The organism is Gemmatimonadota bacterium (genome assembly GCA_016712265.1).
Taxonomy (GTDB): Bacteria; Gemmatimonadota; Gemmatimonadetes; order Gemmatimonadales; family Gemmatimonadaceae; genus RBC101.
This window is the reverse complement of sequence record JADJRJ010000030.1, coordinates 507,805-526,707: the sequence shown is the minus strand read 5'-3', so window position 1 is coordinate 526,707 and position 18,903 is coordinate 507,805. Positions and strand designations below refer to the sequence as shown.

The 18,903-nt window shown below is 67.2% G+C and carries 19 protein-coding genes; 10 read left to right on the top strand and 9 right to left on the bottom strand.

Annotated elements, in window-relative coordinates; all coding sequences use genetic code 11:
* Positions 1-3: 3 nt before the first annotated feature.
* Together aspS and vanZ are read right to left on the bottom strand one after the other, a co-directional pair.
* Positions 4-1,764 (bottom strand): aspartate--tRNA ligase, encoded by a 1,761-nt coding sequence (gene aspS, locus IPK85_17640; GenBank protein ID MBK8249201.1) that lies wholly within the window; start codon positions 1,762-1,764, stop codon positions 4-6.
* Between the two features lie 19 nt (positions 1,765-1,783).
* A complete protein-coding gene (vanZ, locus tag IPK85_17635) occupies positions 1,784-2,137 on the bottom strand; it encodes a VanZ family protein (protein MBK8249200.1) in 354 nt (117 codons plus the stop codon).
* A gap of 158 nt (positions 2,138-2,295) precedes the next feature.
* Between vanZ and rlmN the strand changes: the two genes are divergently transcribed.
* Positions 2,296-3,417 carry a 23S rRNA (adenine(2503)-C(2))-methyltransferase RlmN gene (rlmN, locus tag IPK85_17630; GenBank protein MBK8249199.1) on the top strand — a complete coding sequence of 374 codons (1,122 nt, stop codon included), beginning with the start codon at positions 2,296-2,298 and terminating at the stop codon, positions 3,415-3,417.
* On the opposite strand, the gene IPK85_17625 is transcribed toward rlmN, so the two are convergent.
* From IPK85_17625 to IPK85_17605, 5 genes are all read right to left on the bottom strand, one after another.
* On the bottom strand, positions 3,310-3,726 hold the full coding sequence (locus tag IPK85_17625) for a LytR C-terminal domain-containing protein (GenBank protein MBK8249198.1): 417 nt from the start codon (positions 3,724-3,726) through the stop codon (positions 3,310-3,312). The genes rlmN and IPK85_17625 overlap by 108 nt on opposite strands.
* On the bottom strand, positions 3,708-4,181 hold the full coding sequence (locus IPK85_17620; protein MBK8249197.1) for a hypothetical protein: 474 nt from the start codon (positions 4,179-4,181) through the stop codon (positions 3,708-3,710). The genes IPK85_17625 and IPK85_17620 overlap by 19 nt, the downstream gene beginning before the upstream one ends.
* A gap of 126 nt (positions 4,182-4,307) precedes the next feature.
* Positions 4,308-6,377: a GAF domain-containing protein gene (locus IPK85_17615; protein ID MBK8249196.1), complete on the bottom strand. Its 2,070-nt coding sequence runs from the start codon at positions 6,375-6,377 to the stop codon at positions 4,308-4,310.
* Between the two features lie 27 nt (positions 6,378-6,404).
* Positions 6,405-7,874 carry an HD domain-containing protein gene (locus IPK85_17610; protein ID MBK8249195.1) on the bottom strand — a complete coding sequence of 490 codons (1,470 nt, stop codon included), beginning with the start codon at positions 7,872-7,874 and terminating at the stop codon, positions 6,405-6,407.
* Positions 7,871-9,580: a HEAT repeat domain-containing protein gene (locus IPK85_17605; protein ID MBK8249194.1), complete on the bottom strand. Its 1,710-nt coding sequence runs from the start codon at positions 9,578-9,580 to the stop codon at positions 7,871-7,873. Before IPK85_17605 ends, IPK85_17610 begins: the two co-directional genes overlap by 4 nt.
* Positions 9,581-9,782: 202 nt before the next feature.
* On the opposite strand from IPK85_17605, the gene lexA reads away from it, so the two are divergent.
* Entirely contained in the window at positions 9,783-10,391 is a 609-nt protein-coding gene (gene lexA / locus IPK85_17600) for a transcriptional repressor LexA (GenBank protein ID MBK8249193.1), read from the top strand.
* 6 nt (positions 10,392-10,397) lie between these two features.
* Here lexA and IPK85_17595 read toward each other — a convergent pair whose 3' ends face one another.
* Together IPK85_17595 and IPK85_17590 are read right to left on the bottom strand one after the other, a co-directional pair.
* Positions 10,398-11,276, bottom strand: a complete 879-nt coding sequence (locus tag IPK85_17595; GenBank protein ID MBK8249192.1) for a GAF domain-containing protein — start codon at positions 11,274-11,276, stop codon at positions 10,398-10,400.
* On the bottom strand, positions 11,251-11,709 hold the full coding sequence (locus tag IPK85_17590; GenBank protein MBK8249191.1) for a hypothetical protein: 459 nt from the start codon (positions 11,707-11,709) through the stop codon (positions 11,251-11,253). The genes IPK85_17595 and IPK85_17590 overlap by 26 nt, the downstream gene beginning before the upstream one ends.
* A gap of 149 nt (positions 11,710-11,858) precedes the next feature.
* On the opposite strand from IPK85_17590, the gene truA reads away from it, so the two are divergent.
* From truA to purQ, 8 genes are read left to right on the top strand one after another with little or no spacing between them, the layout of a single operon-like run.
* Positions 11,859-12,629, top strand: coding sequence for a tRNA pseudouridine(38-40) synthase TruA (gene truA / locus IPK85_17585; protein MBK8249190.1), 771 nt, complete (start codon positions 11,859-11,861; stop codon positions 12,627-12,629).
* A gap of 28 nt (positions 12,630-12,657) precedes the next feature.
* Complete coding sequence (locus tag IPK85_17580; protein MBK8249189.1) at positions 12,658-14,064, top strand: trypsin-like peptidase domain-containing protein; 1,407 nt, start codon at positions 12,658-12,660, stop codon at positions 14,062-14,064.
* A complete protein-coding gene (locus IPK85_17575) occupies positions 14,061-15,497 on the top strand; it encodes an adenylosuccinate lyase (protein ID MBK8249188.1) in 1,437 nt (478 codons plus the stop codon). Before IPK85_17580 ends, IPK85_17575 begins: the two co-directional genes overlap by 4 nt.
* The gene (locus IPK85_17570) at positions 15,494-16,414 is read left to right on the top strand and encodes a phosphoribosylaminoimidazolesuccinocarboxamide synthase (protein ID MBK8249187.1); all 921 of its coding nucleotides are present in this window, start codon (positions 15,494-15,496) and stop codon (positions 16,412-16,414) included. Before IPK85_17575 ends, IPK85_17570 begins: the two co-directional genes overlap by 4 nt.
* Positions 16,411-17,067: a phosphatidylserine decarboxylase family protein gene (locus IPK85_17565; protein MBK8249186.1), complete on the top strand. Its 657-nt coding sequence runs from the start codon at positions 16,411-16,413 to the stop codon at positions 17,065-17,067. The genes IPK85_17570 and IPK85_17565 overlap by 4 nt, the downstream gene beginning before the upstream one ends.
* A complete protein-coding gene (gene pssA, locus IPK85_17560; protein MBK8249185.1) occupies positions 17,064-17,921 on the top strand; it encodes a CDP-diacylglycerol--serine O-phosphatidyltransferase in 858 nt (285 codons plus the stop codon). Before IPK85_17565 ends, pssA begins: the two co-directional genes overlap by 4 nt.
* Positions 17,922-18,179 (top strand): phosphoribosylformylglycinamidine synthase subunit PurS, encoded by a 258-nt coding sequence (gene purS / locus IPK85_17555; protein MBK8249184.1) that lies wholly within the window; start codon positions 17,922-17,924, stop codon positions 18,177-18,179. It begins immediately after the preceding gene.
* Complete coding sequence (gene purQ, locus IPK85_17550; GenBank protein ID MBK8249183.1) at positions 18,176-18,868, top strand: phosphoribosylformylglycinamidine synthase subunit PurQ; 693 nt, start codon at positions 18,176-18,178, stop codon at positions 18,866-18,868. The genes purS and purQ overlap by 4 nt, the downstream gene beginning before the upstream one ends.
* Positions 18,869-18,903 lie beyond the last annotated feature (35 nt).

Sequence of the window (18,903 nt, the reverse complement as noted above, 5' to 3'; positions counted from 1 at the left end):
TCGTCAGGCACGCGTGGTCCTGGGCGTGAGGTTGAGTGCCTCCAGGTCCCTCGCGTTCACCGTCGTTGGCGCGCCCTCAAACAAGGCGCGGGCCGCCGTGGTCTTGGGGAACGCGATCACGTCGCGCAGGGACGGGGCGCCGGCGAGCAACATGGCAATGCGGTCGAAGCCGAGGGCAAAGCCCCCGTGGGGCGGCGCGCCGGCCCCGAGGCCATCGAGGAGAAAGCCGAAGCGTCGGGCTTGCTCGTCCGCGGGGATGCCGAGCAACCGGAAGATGGTCGCCTGCAGTTCCGGGTTGGTGATCCGGATAGAGCCGCTTCCCAGCTCATTGCCGTTGTAGACGGCGTCATAGTGCTGCGCGCGGACCCGCCCCGGGTCGCTCTCCAGGAAGGGAAAGTCATCGGCGTGGGGCGACGTGAAGGGATGGTGTGCCGGCACATGAGCGCCGCTCTCGGGGTCGTGCTCGAACAACGGAAAGTCGACGACCCAGCAGAAGGCATGCGCCCTGTCCGGCGTGACCCCGGGGCGCCGGGTGACCGCGCTACGGACGGCGTGGAGCGCCGGGGATGTGATCGTGTCAGCCCCAACGACGGCAAGCAGCAGGTCGCCGGGGGTGCCCGATCGCGCCGCCAGGAAGGTGGCGCCGAGTGCCTTGGCGCCCTGCCCTTCCCATCCGGCCTCCGTGCGGCGCACCCAGATCAAGCCCCCCGCCCCAGCGTCCTTCGCGGCGGCCGTCAGCGCATCCAGCTCCTTGCGGGACACGTCGGCCGCGCCGGCCACCTGCAGCCCGCGGAGGCGCGCGCCCGTGGTCACGGCACCGTGGACGAACGGCGCGGCATCGTCGCCGACCAGGGCCGTCAGGTCGGTGATCTCCAGCTGGAAGCGGAGGTCCGGCTTATCGACGCCAAAGCGCTCCATCGCCTCGCGCCAGGTCAGGCGAGGGAATGGGCGCGGCACGTCGTGGCCCGCCTCGTCCCACAGCTCAACAAGCACCGTCTCCACCACACGTTGCACGTCGTCCTGGGTCACGAAGCTCGCTTCCAGGTCGATCTGCGTGAACTCGGGCTGGCGGTCGGCGCGCAGGTCTTCATCACGAAAGCAGCGCGCGATCTGGAAGTAGCGATCGTATCCCGCGACCATCAACAACTGCTTGTAGATCTGCGGGGACTGCGGCAGCGCATAAAACTCACCAGGGTGGACCCGGCTGGGCACGAGGTAGTCACGAGCGCCTTCCGGGGTCGGCTTGGTCAGGATCGGCGTCTCGATCTCCAGGAATCCCAACCCGGCCATCGTCGCCCGTGCGCGCTGGAGTAGCCGGTGGCGCATGATGAGGTTGGCCTGCAATTCCGGTCGGCGCAGGTCCAGGACCCGATGCTTCAGCCGCAGTTCCTCGGCCGCCAACTTGTCCCCCTTGTTGCGCGCGACCGGGATGGCCGGGATCGCCGCTGGCCCCACGACGGACAAGGCGGTGGCTACGACCTCCACGTCGCCAGTGGCCAACTCGGGATTGCGCCCCTCGGCCGGTCGGGCAACCACCCGCCCCTCGACCAGCACCACCGTTTCGGGCGTCAGCTGGGCCGCTGCGGCCATCGTGCCCGCGTCACACTGCGCCGGATCGAACGAGACCTGCACGATCCCCTCGCGATCCCGGAGATCGAGGAACACCAATCCTCCAAGGTCACGGGTGCGATGCACCCAGCCGCCCAAACGAACGGCGTGACCCGCGTTCCCCGCGCGCAGGGCGCCACAGCGGTGGCTGCGCATTCCGGTCTCCACCGACCAATCACGATTCACGTACCAACTCCTGGCGCCCTCGCGCCCGAAACGCTGCGATGCCTAACGTTGCTCCAGCCATATCCGCCGCCCAGTCCGCGACATCCCCCGACCGCCCCGGGATCCACCGCTGGTGCGCCTCGTCGAGCGCGGCGAAGGTACCCACGGCGACCAAAACCCCCCAGCGGACGCCATTCGAGGCGCGGGCGGCGGCCCGACCAAGCCCGAAGTACATGGCGCCGTGAATCACCTTGTCGATCCCGGGGAACGTCGGGCCTCGGGGAACCGAGGAGCCCGGGACCGACGTGACACAGACTATGCCCAGCGCCCACGCGAGAACGGGGCGGAGACGCGGAGCGATCACCAGGGGGTGGGGGCGAGAGATGCGGGGAGGCGACGGAGTTGCGAATCTAGCGCATCCACCCCGACGCCGGGAGCAGCGGAATTGACCAGAGCCGACTCCTGCGACTAGGTTAACCCTTTGTCACGCATGCAGTTGTGTCGTTTCCCTCGCGAATGATCATGAGCGCCGCACGCGAAAACCTGTTGGCGCTTCCTCTGGAGCTTGCCCGCGAGCGCCTCACCGCCTTCATGGATGAGCGCGGCGAACCTCGCTTCCGGGTTGGCCAGGTGTATCGGCGACTATGGTCCGAGCCCGTGCGCCGTTTCGCCGAGATCAGCGAACTTCCCCTCCCCTTGCGCGCGGCCCTCGACGAAGCCTTCGAACTCCCCGGGTTGGCCTTGTTGGCCGAGCAGGCGTCGCAGGATGGGACTCGCAAGTTCCTGTTCCGTCTGGCCGATGACCAGGCCATCGAGACGGTCGCAATTCCCGACGGCGATCGACTGACCTTCTGCATCTCGTCTCAGGCGGGGTGTGCCCTCCAGTGCGCCTTCTGTGCGACCGGGGTCATGGGGTTCGCGCGCAACCTCGGGATTCATGAGGTGGCCGGGCAGGTACGCGAGCTTGCTCTGCTCGACCCACCGCTTCGCGCGACGAACATCGTATTCATGGGCATGGGCGAGCCGCTCATGAACTGGGACGCGGTGGCGGGGACCTTGACGATCCTCAATAGCCCCGAGGGTTTTCACATCGGCGCGCGCCACATCACCGTGTCCACGGTCGGCGTGCTTCCCGGCATCGTCGCGCTGGCGGAGCGCCCGGAGCAATTTCGGCTCGCAATCTCCATTCACGCGCCCAACGATGCCCTCCGGCGTTCGTTGATGCCGATCAACGTGAAGTATCCGCTCGCAGAGGTGATCGCCGCGGCCCGCAACTTCGACCGACGCGTGACCTTCGAGTACGTGATGCTCGGCGGGGTCAACGACCAGGCGACGCATGCCACCGAGCTCGCCCGGCTGGCGCGCGACTGCGGCGCCTTCGTCAACCTCATTCCGCTGCACCCGGGAGGCGCCGGGGGATTCCGGCCGTCCACAGCGAGTGAGATGCGCGACTTCGCGGCGTTGCTGCGTCGCGCTGGTGTTGAGGTGGCGATCCGCCGGAGCCGCGGCATGGACATCGCTGCGGCCTGCGGCCAGCTACGGGTTGAACGGCTGCGGCGGAGGGCGCCAGTCAGCGCCGATCAGGATCGTCAGGTCCACGTAGCGCCCGGAATCGGGCCGGGTCTCGACCCCACCGCCGCCTAACGCCCGCACGGCGAGCTGCGCCCAGTCCGGATGACCGGTCCGGTCGATCACGAGGTTGGACGTGCGACGCGCGTTGTCCCCGGTAAAGCGGACCACATCGAACCCGGCATCGCGCAGCACAAACGTTGCGCGCCGCGCCAACCCGCGAACCTCCGAGGCATTCAGCACCTCAACGCGAATGCGCGTCCCCTCGGGGACGAGCCGGCTCACCACCGGAGCGCTCGCGGCGCGGTCGCGTGACCACCACCACCCCGCGGACGCCAGTACGACGGCCAACAGGCCGCCGAGGATCAGCGGACGGCGTTCCATAGGGAAATCGTCTGGGGAAAGAGCGCCTTCCCGTCGCGCAACGCCCATTCCAGGCGCCATTGCACGACGCGCCGCAGGCAGGCCGCGAACTCGCGAGGGACCTTCGCGCGCAGGCCGGCGCGTTCCTCGTCGGCGAACGAGCGGCCGGGCTCCAGGAAATCCGCCAGGTACAGCGCCTGCCCGACCCGACTCCATGCGCCACTGCCTAACGTGTGCCACCGGATCGCTTCCAGGACGTCGGCTCTGTCCTCCCCATCGGCGGCGAGGCGCGCGGCGGCGGCGGGTCCGTGCAGCGCGTTCAGCGGAAGCGAGCCCAGGGTCCCCACCCACGGGCGCAGCTCGGCTTCCCCCGCGTCGCGCAAGGCATCATGCCATCGGCCGGCATCGTGCCACGCGGCGGATTCAGCCGCTGGCAGTGTCATTTCGCTGGCCCACTGGTCGAGGAGGGTAGTCACGCGTTCGATGTGCTCGCGTCGGCGTGGATGGACCACGGCCCACGCGGGAAGAAAGCTGGCACGGATTGGCGAGGGATCCTGGGGCGACACAGCGCGAGGTGCACGGGGCGACGGAAGGTCTCCGCCTCACCCAAGGCGCGTCAACTGCCTGGTCAGCTCGGCGAGGGAACCCGCGAGGTTGCGGAGGTCCTGAGACGTGGACTCGAGCTCACCGAGCGCGCGCGCCTGCGCGACCGCTGCCTGACTCACCTGCCCCGCGCCGCGCGCGTTCTCCTGCGAAATGGACGCGATGCGCTCCACCCGGGCGCGCACGTGAGCCACACTGCCCTCCTGGGCGCGTGACACGTCGGCGATCTGGCGAATGCCCACGGTCGCGTGGTCGACGGCGTCCCGAATGGCCGCCAGGGCACCGTGTGCCGCCCCGGACAGCGATTCCACGTCGCCCACCAACTCGCGGCCCCGTTCCATCTGGCGACTGGCGCGTTGCACCTGCTCGCCCAGGGAGACGACCAATTGCGTGACGTCGTCCGACGCCCGCGCACTCTGTTCGGCAAGCCGACGGATCTCGTCGGCGACGACCGCAAATCCTCGCCCCTGTTCGCCGGCGCGCGCCGCCTCGATCGCGGCGTTCAGGGCCAGGAGGTTGGTTTGTTCCGCCAGGTCACGGATCAGGGCAAGAAAGGAGGTCGCACGTCGGGCCTGTTCGGTGAGGTCGCTAAGGACGCTGGTACTGTCGCCGACAAACCCCTTGGCCTCATCCAGTCGCGCGAGGGCGTCTCCCACGGTGGTGCGGTGCGCGTCGGCAAGTGCGGCGGCCCGCTCGGATGCGGCGGCTGCGCCGGAGGCATCTGCCGCGATGCGCGTGGTGCCTGCGTGCAGGGCCTCCACGGCGGAATGGCTCGCCCCGAGCTGGTCGCTCTCCTCTATGATGGAACGCGTCATGGCGGCGGCAAGCCGCGCCACGGACTCGCCTTCGTGTCGCATCTCGCGGGCGGTCTGGGTCAGCGCCTGCACCTGGTGCTCCAGCCGCGCGACGGAGTCCACGAGGGGGCGACGCAGATCCTGGATCTGGAGGATCGTTGCCACGTGACCGGCGAGCCGTTCGATGAGTGCGACATCCTTCGCACTGTAGATATCGCGCTTCTGGTGGTGCACTTCGACGAGCCCGAGCGTCCGATCGCCGAAGCGCAGCGGGGCAAGGATCACGCTGCGCACCCCGGCCCGCGCCAGGTGATCGGTCCGCGTGTCTCGCGTCGTGTCGGGAACGAGCCGTGCGCCCGTCGCGGCGAGCACATCGCGTTGGAGGGGATCCGGGCCAGCAGGATTGGCCAGGGGGGACGCTGTCGACGTGTAGAGGTGATGCATTACCCCTTCCTGCCACCGATATACGTGCAACGCGCGCCAGTCGACCAGGCGGTGAGCGACCTTGCTGGCATGTTGCAGCGCGTCGCCGAACGCCGCGTCGCTGCGGATCGCGCGCTCGATCTCGTGAACGACGTTCAGTTCCTCGGCTTCGATCGCCTCCTGGACCATACGGCGAAACAGGAGCGCCGCAAAGGCGACCGCCGCACCGACGACCATCCACCCCAGGGGGCCGACTTCCTGGACGGTGAAGGCCGCGACCAACGCCCCAATGACGCCGGCCGCCGCGACAATCACCTCGTAGCGGAGAATGAACCCGCGTTCCGTCGGGCCGAGCTTGCCGCGATGCAGGAGTGAGAAGTACTGCAGCGCGCGCCCAACGAGGAAGTGCGCCGCGAACAACGTCGCGAGTGCGGGGACCCGCTCCGCCTGCAGGACCGCTCCCTGCGGTGCACCGGCGAGGACGACGACGAGCGCATACCAACCCCACGCGGCGGTCAACGCCAACACCTCGCGGCCGGCATTGATGCCGGCCCACGACCATTGCTTGCGATGCACGACGACATCGGATACCACGATCCCCAGGACCAGGCCGACCGCCGTCGCGGGGAGTCCGCCGATCAGCGCACCAGCGAGCACCACGCCCCCGCTCCCGGTCAGTGCCGTGTACTTGGTGAGCGGGACCGGCCGCCAGCGTGCCGCCACCAGCGCCGCGCCGACGGCGAGCACAACACCAATGCCCGGCAGCGACAATGGTTGCGCCAACAGCAGGAAGCCGGCGACGATGAGGCCGGCCACCCCGACGAGCCGCGGGACGGCGCCCGCCAGCGTCACAATCGTGCGGTCGGCGCCCGACCGCGGTCAGACGAAGTAGTCGCCAATGTTGATCCCATACCGCTCGGGATTATCGGTCTTGATGATGGTGCGACGGAACGCGCCGTTGGCGACGACCTCGGCGAGGTCGACCAGGTGACCGGGATACAGGAGGTTGCCGCGCGCGTCGCTCACAACCCGCACGATGGGGCGCGAGAGGGCCTCGGGGCGCGGGGATGACGCGTGGACAATCGCCAGCTCGAACGTATCGAGGACGACCAGCGTCCCCACGGGAAAGACGCCCAGAAGGTTAATGAACCCCTTGACGATGACCGGGTCAAACCCGCGACGCGGGCTGTCGCGCATGCCCGCGAGAACCGCCGCTGGTGACAGGGGCACCGTCTGGTACGCCCGCCGCGAGGTGGCCGCATCGAAGCCGTCGGCGACGGCCACGATCCGACTAAAAATGCTCTGCTCTCGTGGGCGCACGGCGCGCGGATACCCCGTGAGGTCGGTCTTCATGTGGTGCTCGAAGGCCACGATCATCGCGCGATACGGCAACTCCTGCTGCCCCCGCATGTGAAACAGCGCCAGCACACCGAGCCACGGGTGGGCCGCCAGCCATCGCCAGTCGTCGTCCGTGAGCCCCTCGGCCTTGTTCAGCACCGCGAGTGGCACGCGGGACTTGCCGATGTCGTGGAAGAGCGCGGCCAGCCCCAGGTCGTACAACTGGAGCTTGGACAGCCCCAGTCGTCGGCCCAAAGCCACGGAAAAGATGCACACGTTCACCGAGTGCGTGAACGTGTACTCGTCGTAGTCCCGGATGGTCGTGAGACCCAGCAACGAGGTCTCCTCGTTGAGGATCTGGTCCACGATGGACTGCACCACGCGCTTGATCTTCTTGATGCTCGTCGCCTGCCCCATTCGCACCGAGTTGATCACTTCCTTGGTGACGGCGACTGACTGGGCGTACGTGCGCTTGGCCGCTTCCTTCGCCCGCTGCTGGAAATCCTCGTCCTGCGGTACTTCTTGCGGGGGCCCCAGGTCGAACACGGTCACGCCGGCCCCGGCGAGGCGTTCGAGCCAGTCGGCGACGGGCATTTCCTCACCCGCCTTGGCCTGGGCCATCAGCTGGGAGAGAAAGACCAGCCAGTCGCGTGCCGTCGGCGCGACGCTCGCGCGGAACGACCCCAACCCACACGCCCGCAACGTCGACAGGATCTGGCTGAAGGCCGCGTAGTTGTCCAGGTCGAGACGCAGGCGCGTGGCGTTGACGAAGATGAACTCCGCCGAGGCCCGGAATTCGAGTTCCTGCTCTCGCTCGAGGATTGCACCGGCGGCCGCTGCGAGATCGTCGAGGGCCTTGGTGACGGCCTCGTTTTCCGGCGGATACAGCCGGATCACGCGCATGGCGCCGTGCACGGTGACCACCAGCTGGCGTCCGGCCTTACGCAGGAACCCATCGCCGGAGAAGTCCGCGAGGGCCCCACCCGGTGGCGTTAGGCGCGTACTGCTCATGCGGGCCCCGGGCGCAGCGCGCGATTGACCGCATTGCGCACCAGCACTTCCTTGTCCGTGCCTGACTTGAGGAGCGCCGCGCGCGCCGGCTCACTACCGATTCGTCCCAGCGCCATGGCGGCGCAGGCCCGGAGCTCCGGATCCCCACGTTTGCCGAAGAGGCCGCGACCATTGAGGATGCCGTCGAGCATGGCGATCCCGGCGTCTCCGCACATCGCGCCGTACGCCTCGAACACCGCCATCTTCTCCGTGAGGTCGGCGGTGTTGATCTTCTGTTCCTTGATCAGCGCCTCGAGCCGATTGAGGGCAGGCCGGTGGGTCCGGGCGCCGAATGCGCGCACAGAGGCAACCCGCACGTCCCGGGACGCGTCATCCAGGGTGCGCTCCAGGGCCTGCAGCGACCCCGGGCTGCCGACTTCCGCGAGGGCTTGCACGGCCACCAGGCGAACCTCGGCCTCGGTGGACTGCAGCATGCGTCCCAGGGCCGGAACAGCGGCGGGTGCTCGCATCGCGCCTGCACGTCGCACGGCTTCCAGCGAGATCTCCCGCTCACTCGAGCCGATTAACCGGATGAGCTCGTTGGTGTTCGCGGCCGCAAGCCGCGCGGCCGCCGTCTCCATTTGCGCACGGACTCGTGGGTTCTGGACACGCCCCAGCCACTGGAAGATCGTGCCAAGGGCCTGGACGCGGAGCTGCTCGAACAAGTCGTTGAGCTCCTGCTGTCCCACGCTCTCCACGCGCTCATCAATGGCCTGCAGGAGCTGGGTCAGGGCCTCGGGTTCGCTTAGACGATCCGCGAGAAGGAGCAGGCGCGCCCGTTGGCCGTCCTCGATCGATCGAGCCCGCTCGGCCGTCACCGTCACTTCGTGGAGGAGCGCCGCCACGGCACCGAGCTGTCCGGTGGTCAGCAGGTTCACCAGCAAGATGTCGAGGACCCCGGCGATTTCCTCACGCACTGTGGGGTCGACTTGTTGCTCGTATGTGTCGAGCAGTGCGCCGACCACATTCGTACGCAGCTCGCTTGCGTATTCCTGCTGGATCGCCGCCCGAAGGTACTCGACCTCCTTCTCCTCGAGGAAGTAGAGGGTGGTATTGAAGTCGTCCAGGGAAACGACGCCCGGGGGAAGGACCTCTTCCGTGGCCGGCTGCCGCAATTGGCTCGGATCCACCAGACGCTCCATCCGCGACAGATCGGACGGGTCCAGCGGCTCCGCGCCGTCCACGGTCATGTCGACATACCGATAGCGGATGAAATTGAACTCCCGCTCCCACATGAGGGTGAGGAGGTCGTCCTCATCGTGCAGTGCCTTCCGGACCCGGGTGATAACGTCGATGAATCCGACGAATTCCTGGGTCTCCACCTCCTTGAGGAACCTCAGTTCGCGAATCCCGTCCTTGTAGAGCACCCACGGGAGGGCGTCCGTCGTCTTGTCGGGCTCATTCAGCACCACCCGCCCCGCCCAACGGAGTTGGGTGTCGGAGACCTCGAGAGTGAGCTCCGCGGTGTGCTCCCAGATGGGCGCGAACGTCGCCCGGGCGACTTCGAGCGACTTGAGATAGGTCGGGTTGTTATGGAGATAGAGCTGGTGCGCCCGCACCGCCCGGCCGAAAGCGCGGAGCATCTCCTCCACGAGTGCGGGAGGAAACGGCGCTTCGTCCAGGGCATCGCTCGCGGAACCTCGGGGCGGCGCGGCGTGACCAGTCACGCGCGCAAAATACATGATTCACAAGGACATGCCACTCGTCGGTTCAGATGGCGTGCCATTCGTCGGTGTCGGGCTACATAAAGGGCAATGGCTCTCCGGGTCCCTTGCGCTTCGGGTCTTGTTCGGCTAGGCTTTCGGATGTTGTTCGGTAATGACCTGGTCGTGCCGCACGGATCGTGGTCCACATGCACCGGAGCCTTTCATGCCGCTCACCAAGCGTCAACGTGAAATCCTCACCTTTCTCGAGACCTATGCCGCCCGGTATGGCTATGCGCCGAGCTTCGAGGAAATCGCCGAGGAATTCAGCTACAACTCGCTCGCCACGGTTCACGAGCACCTGTCGAACCTCGAGCGAAAGGGGTACATCCGCCGGAGCTACAACGAGAGCCGATCAATCGAGGTGCTTCCTTCGGAGGTGTTCGCTCGCGCCGTGGAGCTTCCGCTGCTCGGTCTCGTCGCCGCCGGGGCGCCCATCGAGGCGCTGAGCGCCCCGGAGACGATCGCGGTTCCTGAGGAGCTCACCGGTCGAGGTGGCAACCACTACGTGCTCAAGGTACGCGGGATGTCGATGGTCGACGAGCAAATCCGCGATGGCGACTTCGTGGTGGTGAACGGGCGCAACTCGGCAGACAACGGAGAGATGGTCATCGCTCTTGTTGGCGGCACGTCGGCCACCGTCAAGCGCATGTATCGTGAGCGCGACGGGCGGGTGCGTCTCCAGCCCGCGAACGATACGATGGCCCCGATCTACGTTCACGAGAACGACATTTCGATCCAGGGGGTCGTCGTCGGGGTCATCCGCCGCTACTAGGCGCGGCTACGGGTCTCGGAGCGTCACCAAGAGTCGCTTCGGCAGGTCATTGCGGGAGGCGATGATCGCAATGACCAAGCCGAGGAGCGATACGCGCTCCACGTCTTCTTCGATGAAGACGCCGCGCCGGGCCCGATTGGTGAGGTTCACCACGCCGATCAGCTCGGAGCGGTAGATCAGCGGGAAGGAAATGAACGAACCCGTGGTGAGGTACTGGTCGCGCAGGAGGGGGTGCTCTTGCAGCTCGGCCGCATCCTGGACCAGCAGCGGTTCGCGGGACGACGCCACGATGCCTGCGACTCCCTTTCCAAACGGGATGCGGGAGCCAGCACGGATATTCGGCGCGAGGCCCCGCGCGGCCGCCAGGTAGAGCACCTCCGGCTCCGGCGACTGGAGCATCAACGAGCATCGTTGGGCCTGCATGTCGTCGCCAACGAGCGCCAGGAGCCCGTCAACCAGGGCGCGTGGGTCGGTCGCCGTGTTGTCGAGGCGAAGGGCTCGCTCGATCAGGTAGAGCGTTCGGACCTTCTGGCGCAGCGCCTCGTGGCGGCGATGCAGTTCGACATGAGCCTGTTCAAGCTGGGAGACCGCCTCGGTGAGCTGGTGCTCCAACGAGGACGCTTTCCGGGCGGCCTGCCTTGCGGATTCTTGCCCTGCGGCAGCTTCCCGCTCCAGGTGAACCAGCCGCTCGGCGTCCGCTGTATTTGCCTGATGCGCAGCACCGCGGGCACGGCCCAACTCGGTCTCAAGTCCCGCGAGTTTCCGGAGGTACTCGCCGTGAACGCGCTGGGTGACGTCTTCCAGAGTTTGCACGGCCTCTTCGCGCGCCTCTCGTTCCTGGAACCTGAGGTACGTGAGGTCAAAGAGGGGCGGCCGCAGGCGCAACTCGCTCCGAGGTCCGCGTCCCGAACATTCGCCGTTGCTCGTAGAGCGCCAGGACGCCGGAGAGCTGACCGTCGGTCAGGAGGCCGCGCAGTGACAGCACCCCGCCGTCGGCGAAGGCGGTCATCCCGAGCAGGCGGGCGTACTCGGCCGACTTGTCCCCCAGGTCGACGAACTGGCCGCCATTGGACAGCATGGCACGGACGGCGGGTGGCAGGTGGTCGATGGTCGTGTCGACCTTGGCGGTGACCACCTGGCCACCACTGGGCGTTAGGCGATCACGGAGGAGGCTCCGGCGTCCATCATATCGGAGCAGGCTGAGCACGGCGGTGCGATCGGCCTCGACGACGGATTCACCGAGCGCGACGAGCGCCGCCTCCAGGTCAGGAGCGACGCTCAGCGCGTGGGCGAGGGATGGGAGGCTGCGCGTGGACATGCGGAGACGGATCCGGGCGGCTCGCGCCAGAGCGTCGCGCCCGCGCGCGACGGCGTGCAATGTGGACGTGCGCAGTGAATGAAGTCAATCGCGCGCGCACGAATGCCTGTTTGCTTGACTTGATGGGGGCTGGAACTAGGTTTCGCCGCGTGTCGGTACGCACCGTGCAGCTCGTGCTGCACTACGACGGATCCGCGTTCTCCGGCTGGCAAGTCCAGCCGCAGCGACGAACCGTGCAGGGGGAGCTGGAGCGCGTGCTCGCCGAACTCTGTGGGGAGCGAATCGTGGCACAAGGTGCCGGACGGACCGATGCGGGCGTACATGCGCGAGGGCAGGCGGTTGGCGTTCGGGTCCCGGTGCGGTGGCAGGCGCAGGGGTTGCGCCGGGCGGTCAATGCCCTGCTCCCGGATGATGTGTGGGTCGCGGCGGCGCACGACATGCGTCCCGAGTTCCACGCGCGCCACAGTGCCACCAGTCGCCGCTACCGGTATGTCATTGGGACGGATGATGGGACCCGCTCGCCATTCCGGCGCCGCTGGGAGTGGTTTGTCTCGCGCCCGTTGGACCTCGACGTACTCCATACCCTCTCCGGCATGATCCTGGGCAGCCACCGATTCCTGGCGTTCGCGGTGCGCGGCACCGCGCCAGCCGGGGACGAGCACCGCTGTGACGTCTCGCTCGCGCGCTGGGAGCGCGAGGGCACGCGGCTGACCTTTCACGTCGAGGCAAACCGCTTTCTGCATCACATGGTGCGCTTCCTCGTGGGAACGATGGTCGACGTGGCCGCCGGTCGGCGGCCGTTGGCGCACTTCGGGCCGCTGCTCGCAGCTCCATCCAACGACGAGGTCTCGCCCCCGGCGCCCGCGCATGCCCTGTCGCTGGAGGCCGTGCAGTATCCCGCCGACCTCTACCTCGCATGAACCCGATCCGCCGCTCGTGCCGCTTCGCATGAAGGACCTCCTCGCCTCCGTCGCTCTTGCGCTTGGCGCGGCCTGTGAAGGGACCGCTCGCGCCACCCCTCCCGCTGTCGCGGCCGACACGCTGCCCCGCGCTGCGGTGACCGAACAGCTGAATACCTCCCGGCGCACCGCCATCACCGAAGCCGTCACGCGTATTGCCCCAGCCGTGGTCACGGTGCAGACCGAGACCGTCGAGCGCGTGCCCGTTGACGTCTTCGAGCAGTTCTTTGGTGGGCGATCCGGGCAGCAGACCCAATCGGGGATCGGTAGCGGGTTCATCATCCGCGCCGACGGCGTGATCGTCACCAACGAACACGTGATCAGCGGCGCCTCGAAGATCTCCGTCATGCTCCGCGACGGGACCACCTATCCCGCGCGCCTCCTCGGGGCCGACGAGACCAACGACCTGGCGGTGATCAAGGTCGACGCGCGCAACCTTCCCGTCGCTCAACTCGGGAACAGTGACCAGCTCATCATGGGCGAGTGGGCCATTGCGATCGGCAACCCGTTCGGCTTCGTCCTCGGGAACACGGAGCCTGCGGTGACGACTGGGGTCATCAGCGCGACCGGGCGGAACCTGCTCGGTCGAAGTGAGGGGAATGGCGTCTATCTCGGGATGATCCAGACTGATGCCTCGATCAATCCGGGAAACTCTGGCGGACCGCTGGTGACCGCCACCGGAGAGGTGATTGGGGTCAACTCCTCCATCTACACGCCCAGCGGTGGCTCCATCGGTCTCGGCTTCGCCATCCCGATCAACCGGGCACGTCGGATCGTCGATGACTTGCTGGAGCATGGCAAGGTGCGCCGACCATGGATCGGTGAGAAGCTGCTCACGCCGCGAGGAAACAATCCCCGGGACGTGGTGACGGCTGGCGTCGTGTTGCAAAGCGTCGTTCCGGGGTCGCCCGCGGCGCGCGCCGGGCTTGAGGCGGGCGACGAAATCGTGGCCGTCAGGGGCAAGAGGGTTCGGAACGTTTTCGAATGGGAGACCGAGCGGCTCGACATGCGCGTCGGCGAAACGGTCGCGCTCACGATCCGAAGCGGCACTCGGGAGCGACCGGTCACCGTCACCGTGGCCGACCTCCCGGAGGTCAGCGCACCGCGCGTTACGGTGCTCCGCGAGCTGCAGCTCACCACCCTCACGCCGCAGATTCGCGCGGAACGCAGCTACCGGAGTGCGCAGGGTGCCGTGGTGGTCGAGGTCTCGGATCGGATTCGCGAGGAGATCGGCATCCAGTCGGGTGACCTCATCGTGCAAATCAATCGTGCGGTGATTCGCACGGCGTCAGATGTCTCCCAGGCGTTCGAGACCTATGGGGGACGCCAGCCCATACGCATGGCGTTCGAGCGGAACGGCTTCATTCATACCCGAGACTTCGAGATTCGCCGGTGAACGCAGGGACGGACATCTATTCTTCTCCGCTCGCGCAGCGGTATGCCTCGGCCGCCATGCTCGCACTCTGGTCGCCGCAGCGGCGCTACGGTTTGTGGCGGCGCCTGTGGTTGACCCTCGCGGAGGAGCAGACGGCGCTCGGCGTCGCGATACCGCCGGCCGCGATCGACCAGATGCGCGACCACCTGGACGACATCGATTTTGACGCCGTGGCGGCGTACGAGAAGCGCTTTCGCCATGACGTGATGGCGCACATCCACGCCTTCGGCGACGTCGCACCGGCGGCCCGGGGGTTCATTCACTATGGGGCGACGTCGTGCTTTGTCACGGACAATGCGGAACTCGTCCTCATGCGCGAAGGACTGCAGCTGTTGCGCACCAAGCTGCAGCAGGTGCTGGCCCAGTTGCGGGACTTCGCCACGACGTGGCGCGCGCTGCCCACGCTCGGTTACACCCACCTGCAACCCGCGCAGCTCACCACGGTAGGCAAGCGGGCGACGCTCTGGATGCAGGACATCCTGCTCGACCTCGCCGAGCTGGACCACCGCGTCGCCACCCTGCCGTTCCGTGGCGTGAAGGGCACCACTGGGACCCAGGCGTCGTTCCTGCAGATCCTCGATGGGGATCACGACAAGGTGCGCGCGCTCGACCGGCGGGTGACGGCGGCGTTGGGATTTGCTCGTCCGCTCCCGGTCACCGGCCAGACCTATTCGCGCAAGTTGGACGCGCAGGTGCTCGCCGTGGTGGGCGGCATCGCCGCCAGCGCGGCCAAGGTGGCCTCTGACCTCCGGATGCTACAGGCCTTTGGGGAGATCGAGGAACCGTTCGAGAAGGAGCAGGTGGGCTCGTCGGCGATGGCCTACAAGCGCAACCCCATGCGGAGCGAGCGCATCAACTCGCTCGCCCGGTTTGTCGGGTCGCTCGAGGTCAACGCCAACCAGACCCACGCGATCCAATACTTCGAGCGCACGCTGGACGATTCGGCCAATCGGCGCCTGGTGATCCCCGAGATGTTCCTTGCCACGGATGCGATCCTGGTCCTCCTCGTGAATATCACGAGTGGCCTGGAGGTCCACCCCGCCCGGATCGAGTCGCGGGTTCGCGAGGAGCTCCCGTTCATGGCCACCGAGGAGTTGATCGTGCGAGCGGTGCGCGCCGGGATGAGTCGGCAGGATGCCCATGAGGTGATCCGTCGACATTCCATCGCGGCGGCACGGGCGATGAAGGACGAGGGGCGACCGAACGACATGCTTGAGCGCCTCGCGTCCGATCCGGAGTTTTCGGTCCCGGTCGGGGAGATGCACCAGGCGCTGGACCCTGCGCGGTACACCGGTCGCGCGGCGCAGCAGGTGGACGACTTCCTCGCCGAAGAAGTCGCGCCGGCACTCGTCGGGATGGTGCCGGGCACCTCGCGTGAGGAGGTCCGTGTATGACCATTGCCTCAACTGCCCTGCCCTTGCCGCTCGTGCGACGCGGCAAGGTACGCGACGTCTACGAGGTGGATGCAAATCGCCTGTTGATCGTCGCGACCGACCGGGTGTCAGCTTTCGACGTGGTCATGGCCGAGGCGGTGCCGTTCAAGGGCGCCGTGCTCACCCAGCTGACCGCCTGGTGGCTGGGCCGACTCGACGGCATCGTCCCGCACCACATGCTGACCGCGAACGCCACCGATATCGTGCGAGAGGTCCCCGCCCTGCGACCCCACCACGCGCTGCTGTCTGGTCGCGCGATGCTCTGCCGGCGGACCGAGGTGTTCCCCATCGAGTGCGTCGTCCGGGGATATCTCAGCGGATCAGCATGGAAGGAATACCGTGAACACGGCACACTGGCGGGTGAGCCGCTCCGCGTCGGGCTGCGGGAGAGCGATCGGTTGGACCCGCCGATTTTCTCCCCCGCCACCAAGGCGGAGACCGGCCATGATGAGAACATCACGCGAGCCCAGGTGAGGGCGGTGGTCGGCGATGCCGTCGCCGCCGAGCTGGAACGCCATGCTCGGGAGATCTATGCCTTGGGTAGTCGTGTCGCCGAGCCGAGAGGGATCATTCTCGCCGACACGAAGTTTGAGTTCGGCCTGGCGGGCGGGCAGATCCTGCTCATTGACGAAGTGATGACGCCGGACAGCTCCCGGTTCTGGCCCGCCGACCTGTATGCACCCGGGCGAAGCCAACCGAGCTTCGACAAGCAGCCCTTGCGCGACTATCTCGACGTGGAACGCGCCGCCGGGCGGTGGAACGGCGAAGCCCCTCCACCGCCGTTGCCACCCGAGGTGGTCGCGGCGACCAGCCTGCGGTACCTCGATGCCTTTCGACGCCTCACCGGCGCCCCCCTCGACACCAGCCGCGAGTCATGAGCATTGCGCGCGAAGGCCTGATCTTCATTTACATCGCGGCGGCCATCACGGCGGCGACCTACATGGCCGCAGCCGGCCGGCGATCGTGGCCGCTATGGGTGTTGGCCTTCGTGTTCACGTTGCTGACCCTGTGGGTCATCTACTTCTTCCGGGACCCGGAGCGCACGGGCCCTCGCGGCGACGACCTGGTGATCGCGCCCGCCGATGGCCGCGTGATCCAGGTCAGCGAGGTCGATGAGCCTGCCTTCCTCCACGGCCGCGCGATTCGCGTCAGCATCTTCATGAACGTGTTCAACGTGCACGTGAACCGGTACCCGATTACCGGAACCGTGCGGTACGTCCACTACAATCCCGGCAAGTTCCTCAATGCCGCCGTCGACAAGGCGTCGCTCGAGAATGAGCAGATGTCCGTTGGGATTGAGCATCCCAGGGGACGCCTGCTCGTGCGACAGATTGCCGGCCTGATTGCGCGACGCATCGTGACCTACTCGCGTGAGGGGGATGCCGTGGAGCAGGCGGAGAAGCTCGGCCTCATCCGATTTGGGTCGCGCGTCGACGTCTTCCTCCCGCCCGGAACCGACATCACCGTGAAGGTCGGTGAGCATACCACAGCGGGAACCAGCGTCATCGCGCGCCTGCGGGGGCCCGGATGAGGCGCCCGCCGCCCCTGCGACGCACGGTCGTCCTGCTCCCGAATGGCTTCACCCTCGCCAACCTGTTCCTTGGCGTGTTTGCGATCGTGGCCGCGTCGCGCGGGGACTACTCCCGCGCCGGTGCCTATGTCGTTTTTGGGGCGGTCTGTGATGCCCTCGACGGTCGCATTGCCCGCGCGACGCAGACCGGCAGTCGCTTTGGCGAGGAACTGGACTCCCTGGTGGACGCGATCTCCTTCGGGCTCGCCCCGGGATTGATCATGTACTTCGCCGTCCTCAACCAACAAGGTTGGGACTGGCTCTTCACGTTCCTGTTCGCCATGTGCGCCGTGATCCGCCTCGCGCGGTTCAACGTGGAGCAGGCGGGCCGCAAGAAGTCGCACTTCAGGGGCCTGCCGAGTCCGGCGGCGGGGACGACGCTGGCGACATACTATTGGTTCTCGCAGACCCCGTTGTACACGCAGACCATGATCGCGGACCTGCCGTGGCACGTGATGCTGCGGTACATCATGCTCGGGCTCGGCTTCTTGATGATCAGCAACGTGTCCTACGCGGCAGTCCCGACGGTGGGGTACCGCACCGTCAAGGAAATTCTCGGCAGCCTCCTGGTGCTGGCGACGATCATCGGGGTCATCTTCCTGCCCAAGCAGTTCTTCTTTCCTGCGCTGATGGGCTACGTGTTGTATGGCCTTGGGCGCACGGTACTATTTGGCCTGCTTGGCCGCCTGCCCGCGGAAGAACTCGACCTGCCCGACGAAGACGGTGAGGTGGACGAACGGCGCCGGCGGCGTCGTCGCCGCCGCCGACCGGACGCGGACGCCCCTCTCACACCACCCTCTTCACCTACCGTCTGAATGCCTCGCTTTCGCGTTGCCGTCCACGTTGTTCCGCGCAAGGGGATTCTCGATCCGCAAGGCAAGGCGGTGCGCGACGCCCTGCACACCCTCGGCTTTGGGTCGGTTGTTGACGCCCACGTGGGGCGACACCTCGTGTTGGAGGTCGACGCGCCCTCCGAGGCCGAGGCATCCGCTGGTGTGCGCACCATGTGTGACAAGCTCCTCGCCAATCCGGTCACCGAAGACTACGAAATCGCCGGGGTGCAGCCCGCATGAAGTTCGGCATCGTCCTCTTTCCGGGCACCAACCGCGATGGTGATGCGTGGGACGCGGTGACGGGTCCCCTCGGCGCCACCGCCGTGCGCTTGTGGCACAAGGACCACGACCTTCAGGGCGCTGACGTCGTCATCCTGCCGGGCGGGTTCTCGTATGGCGACTACTTGCGCGCGGGCGCGATTGCCCGGTTCAGCCCGATCATGCAGGAGGTCGTCGCGTTCGCCCGGGGCGGAGGGCCAGTCATTGGCATCTGCAATGGCTTCCAGATCCTGTGTGAAGCACATCTGCTGCCCGGCGCGCTGATGCGCAATGCCTCCCTGCAGTTCCGCAGCATGCCGGTCACACTGCGGGTGGAGAATGCTACCACGCGTTTCACCAACCAGTACCGTGCCGGGCAGCTCCTGCGCGTGCCCATCGCCCATGGGGATGGACGTTTCGCCATCGATCCGGACGGCCTGCGTGCCCTCGAGGACGCGGGCCAGGTGGTCTTTCGGTACACGGACCGCCACGGCCTGCCCACCGAGGACGCCAACCCCAACGGCTCCCTGGACCACATCGCCGGCATCATCAACACGAACGGAAACGTGATGGGATTGATGCCACATCCCGAGAATGCGATCGACCCGATGCTGGGGTCGACCGACGGCCTCGGCATCTTTACCTCGCTCCTTGCCCACGTCGGCGCCTGATCGACCGGCACCGACGCTCACGAATTTCACCACGC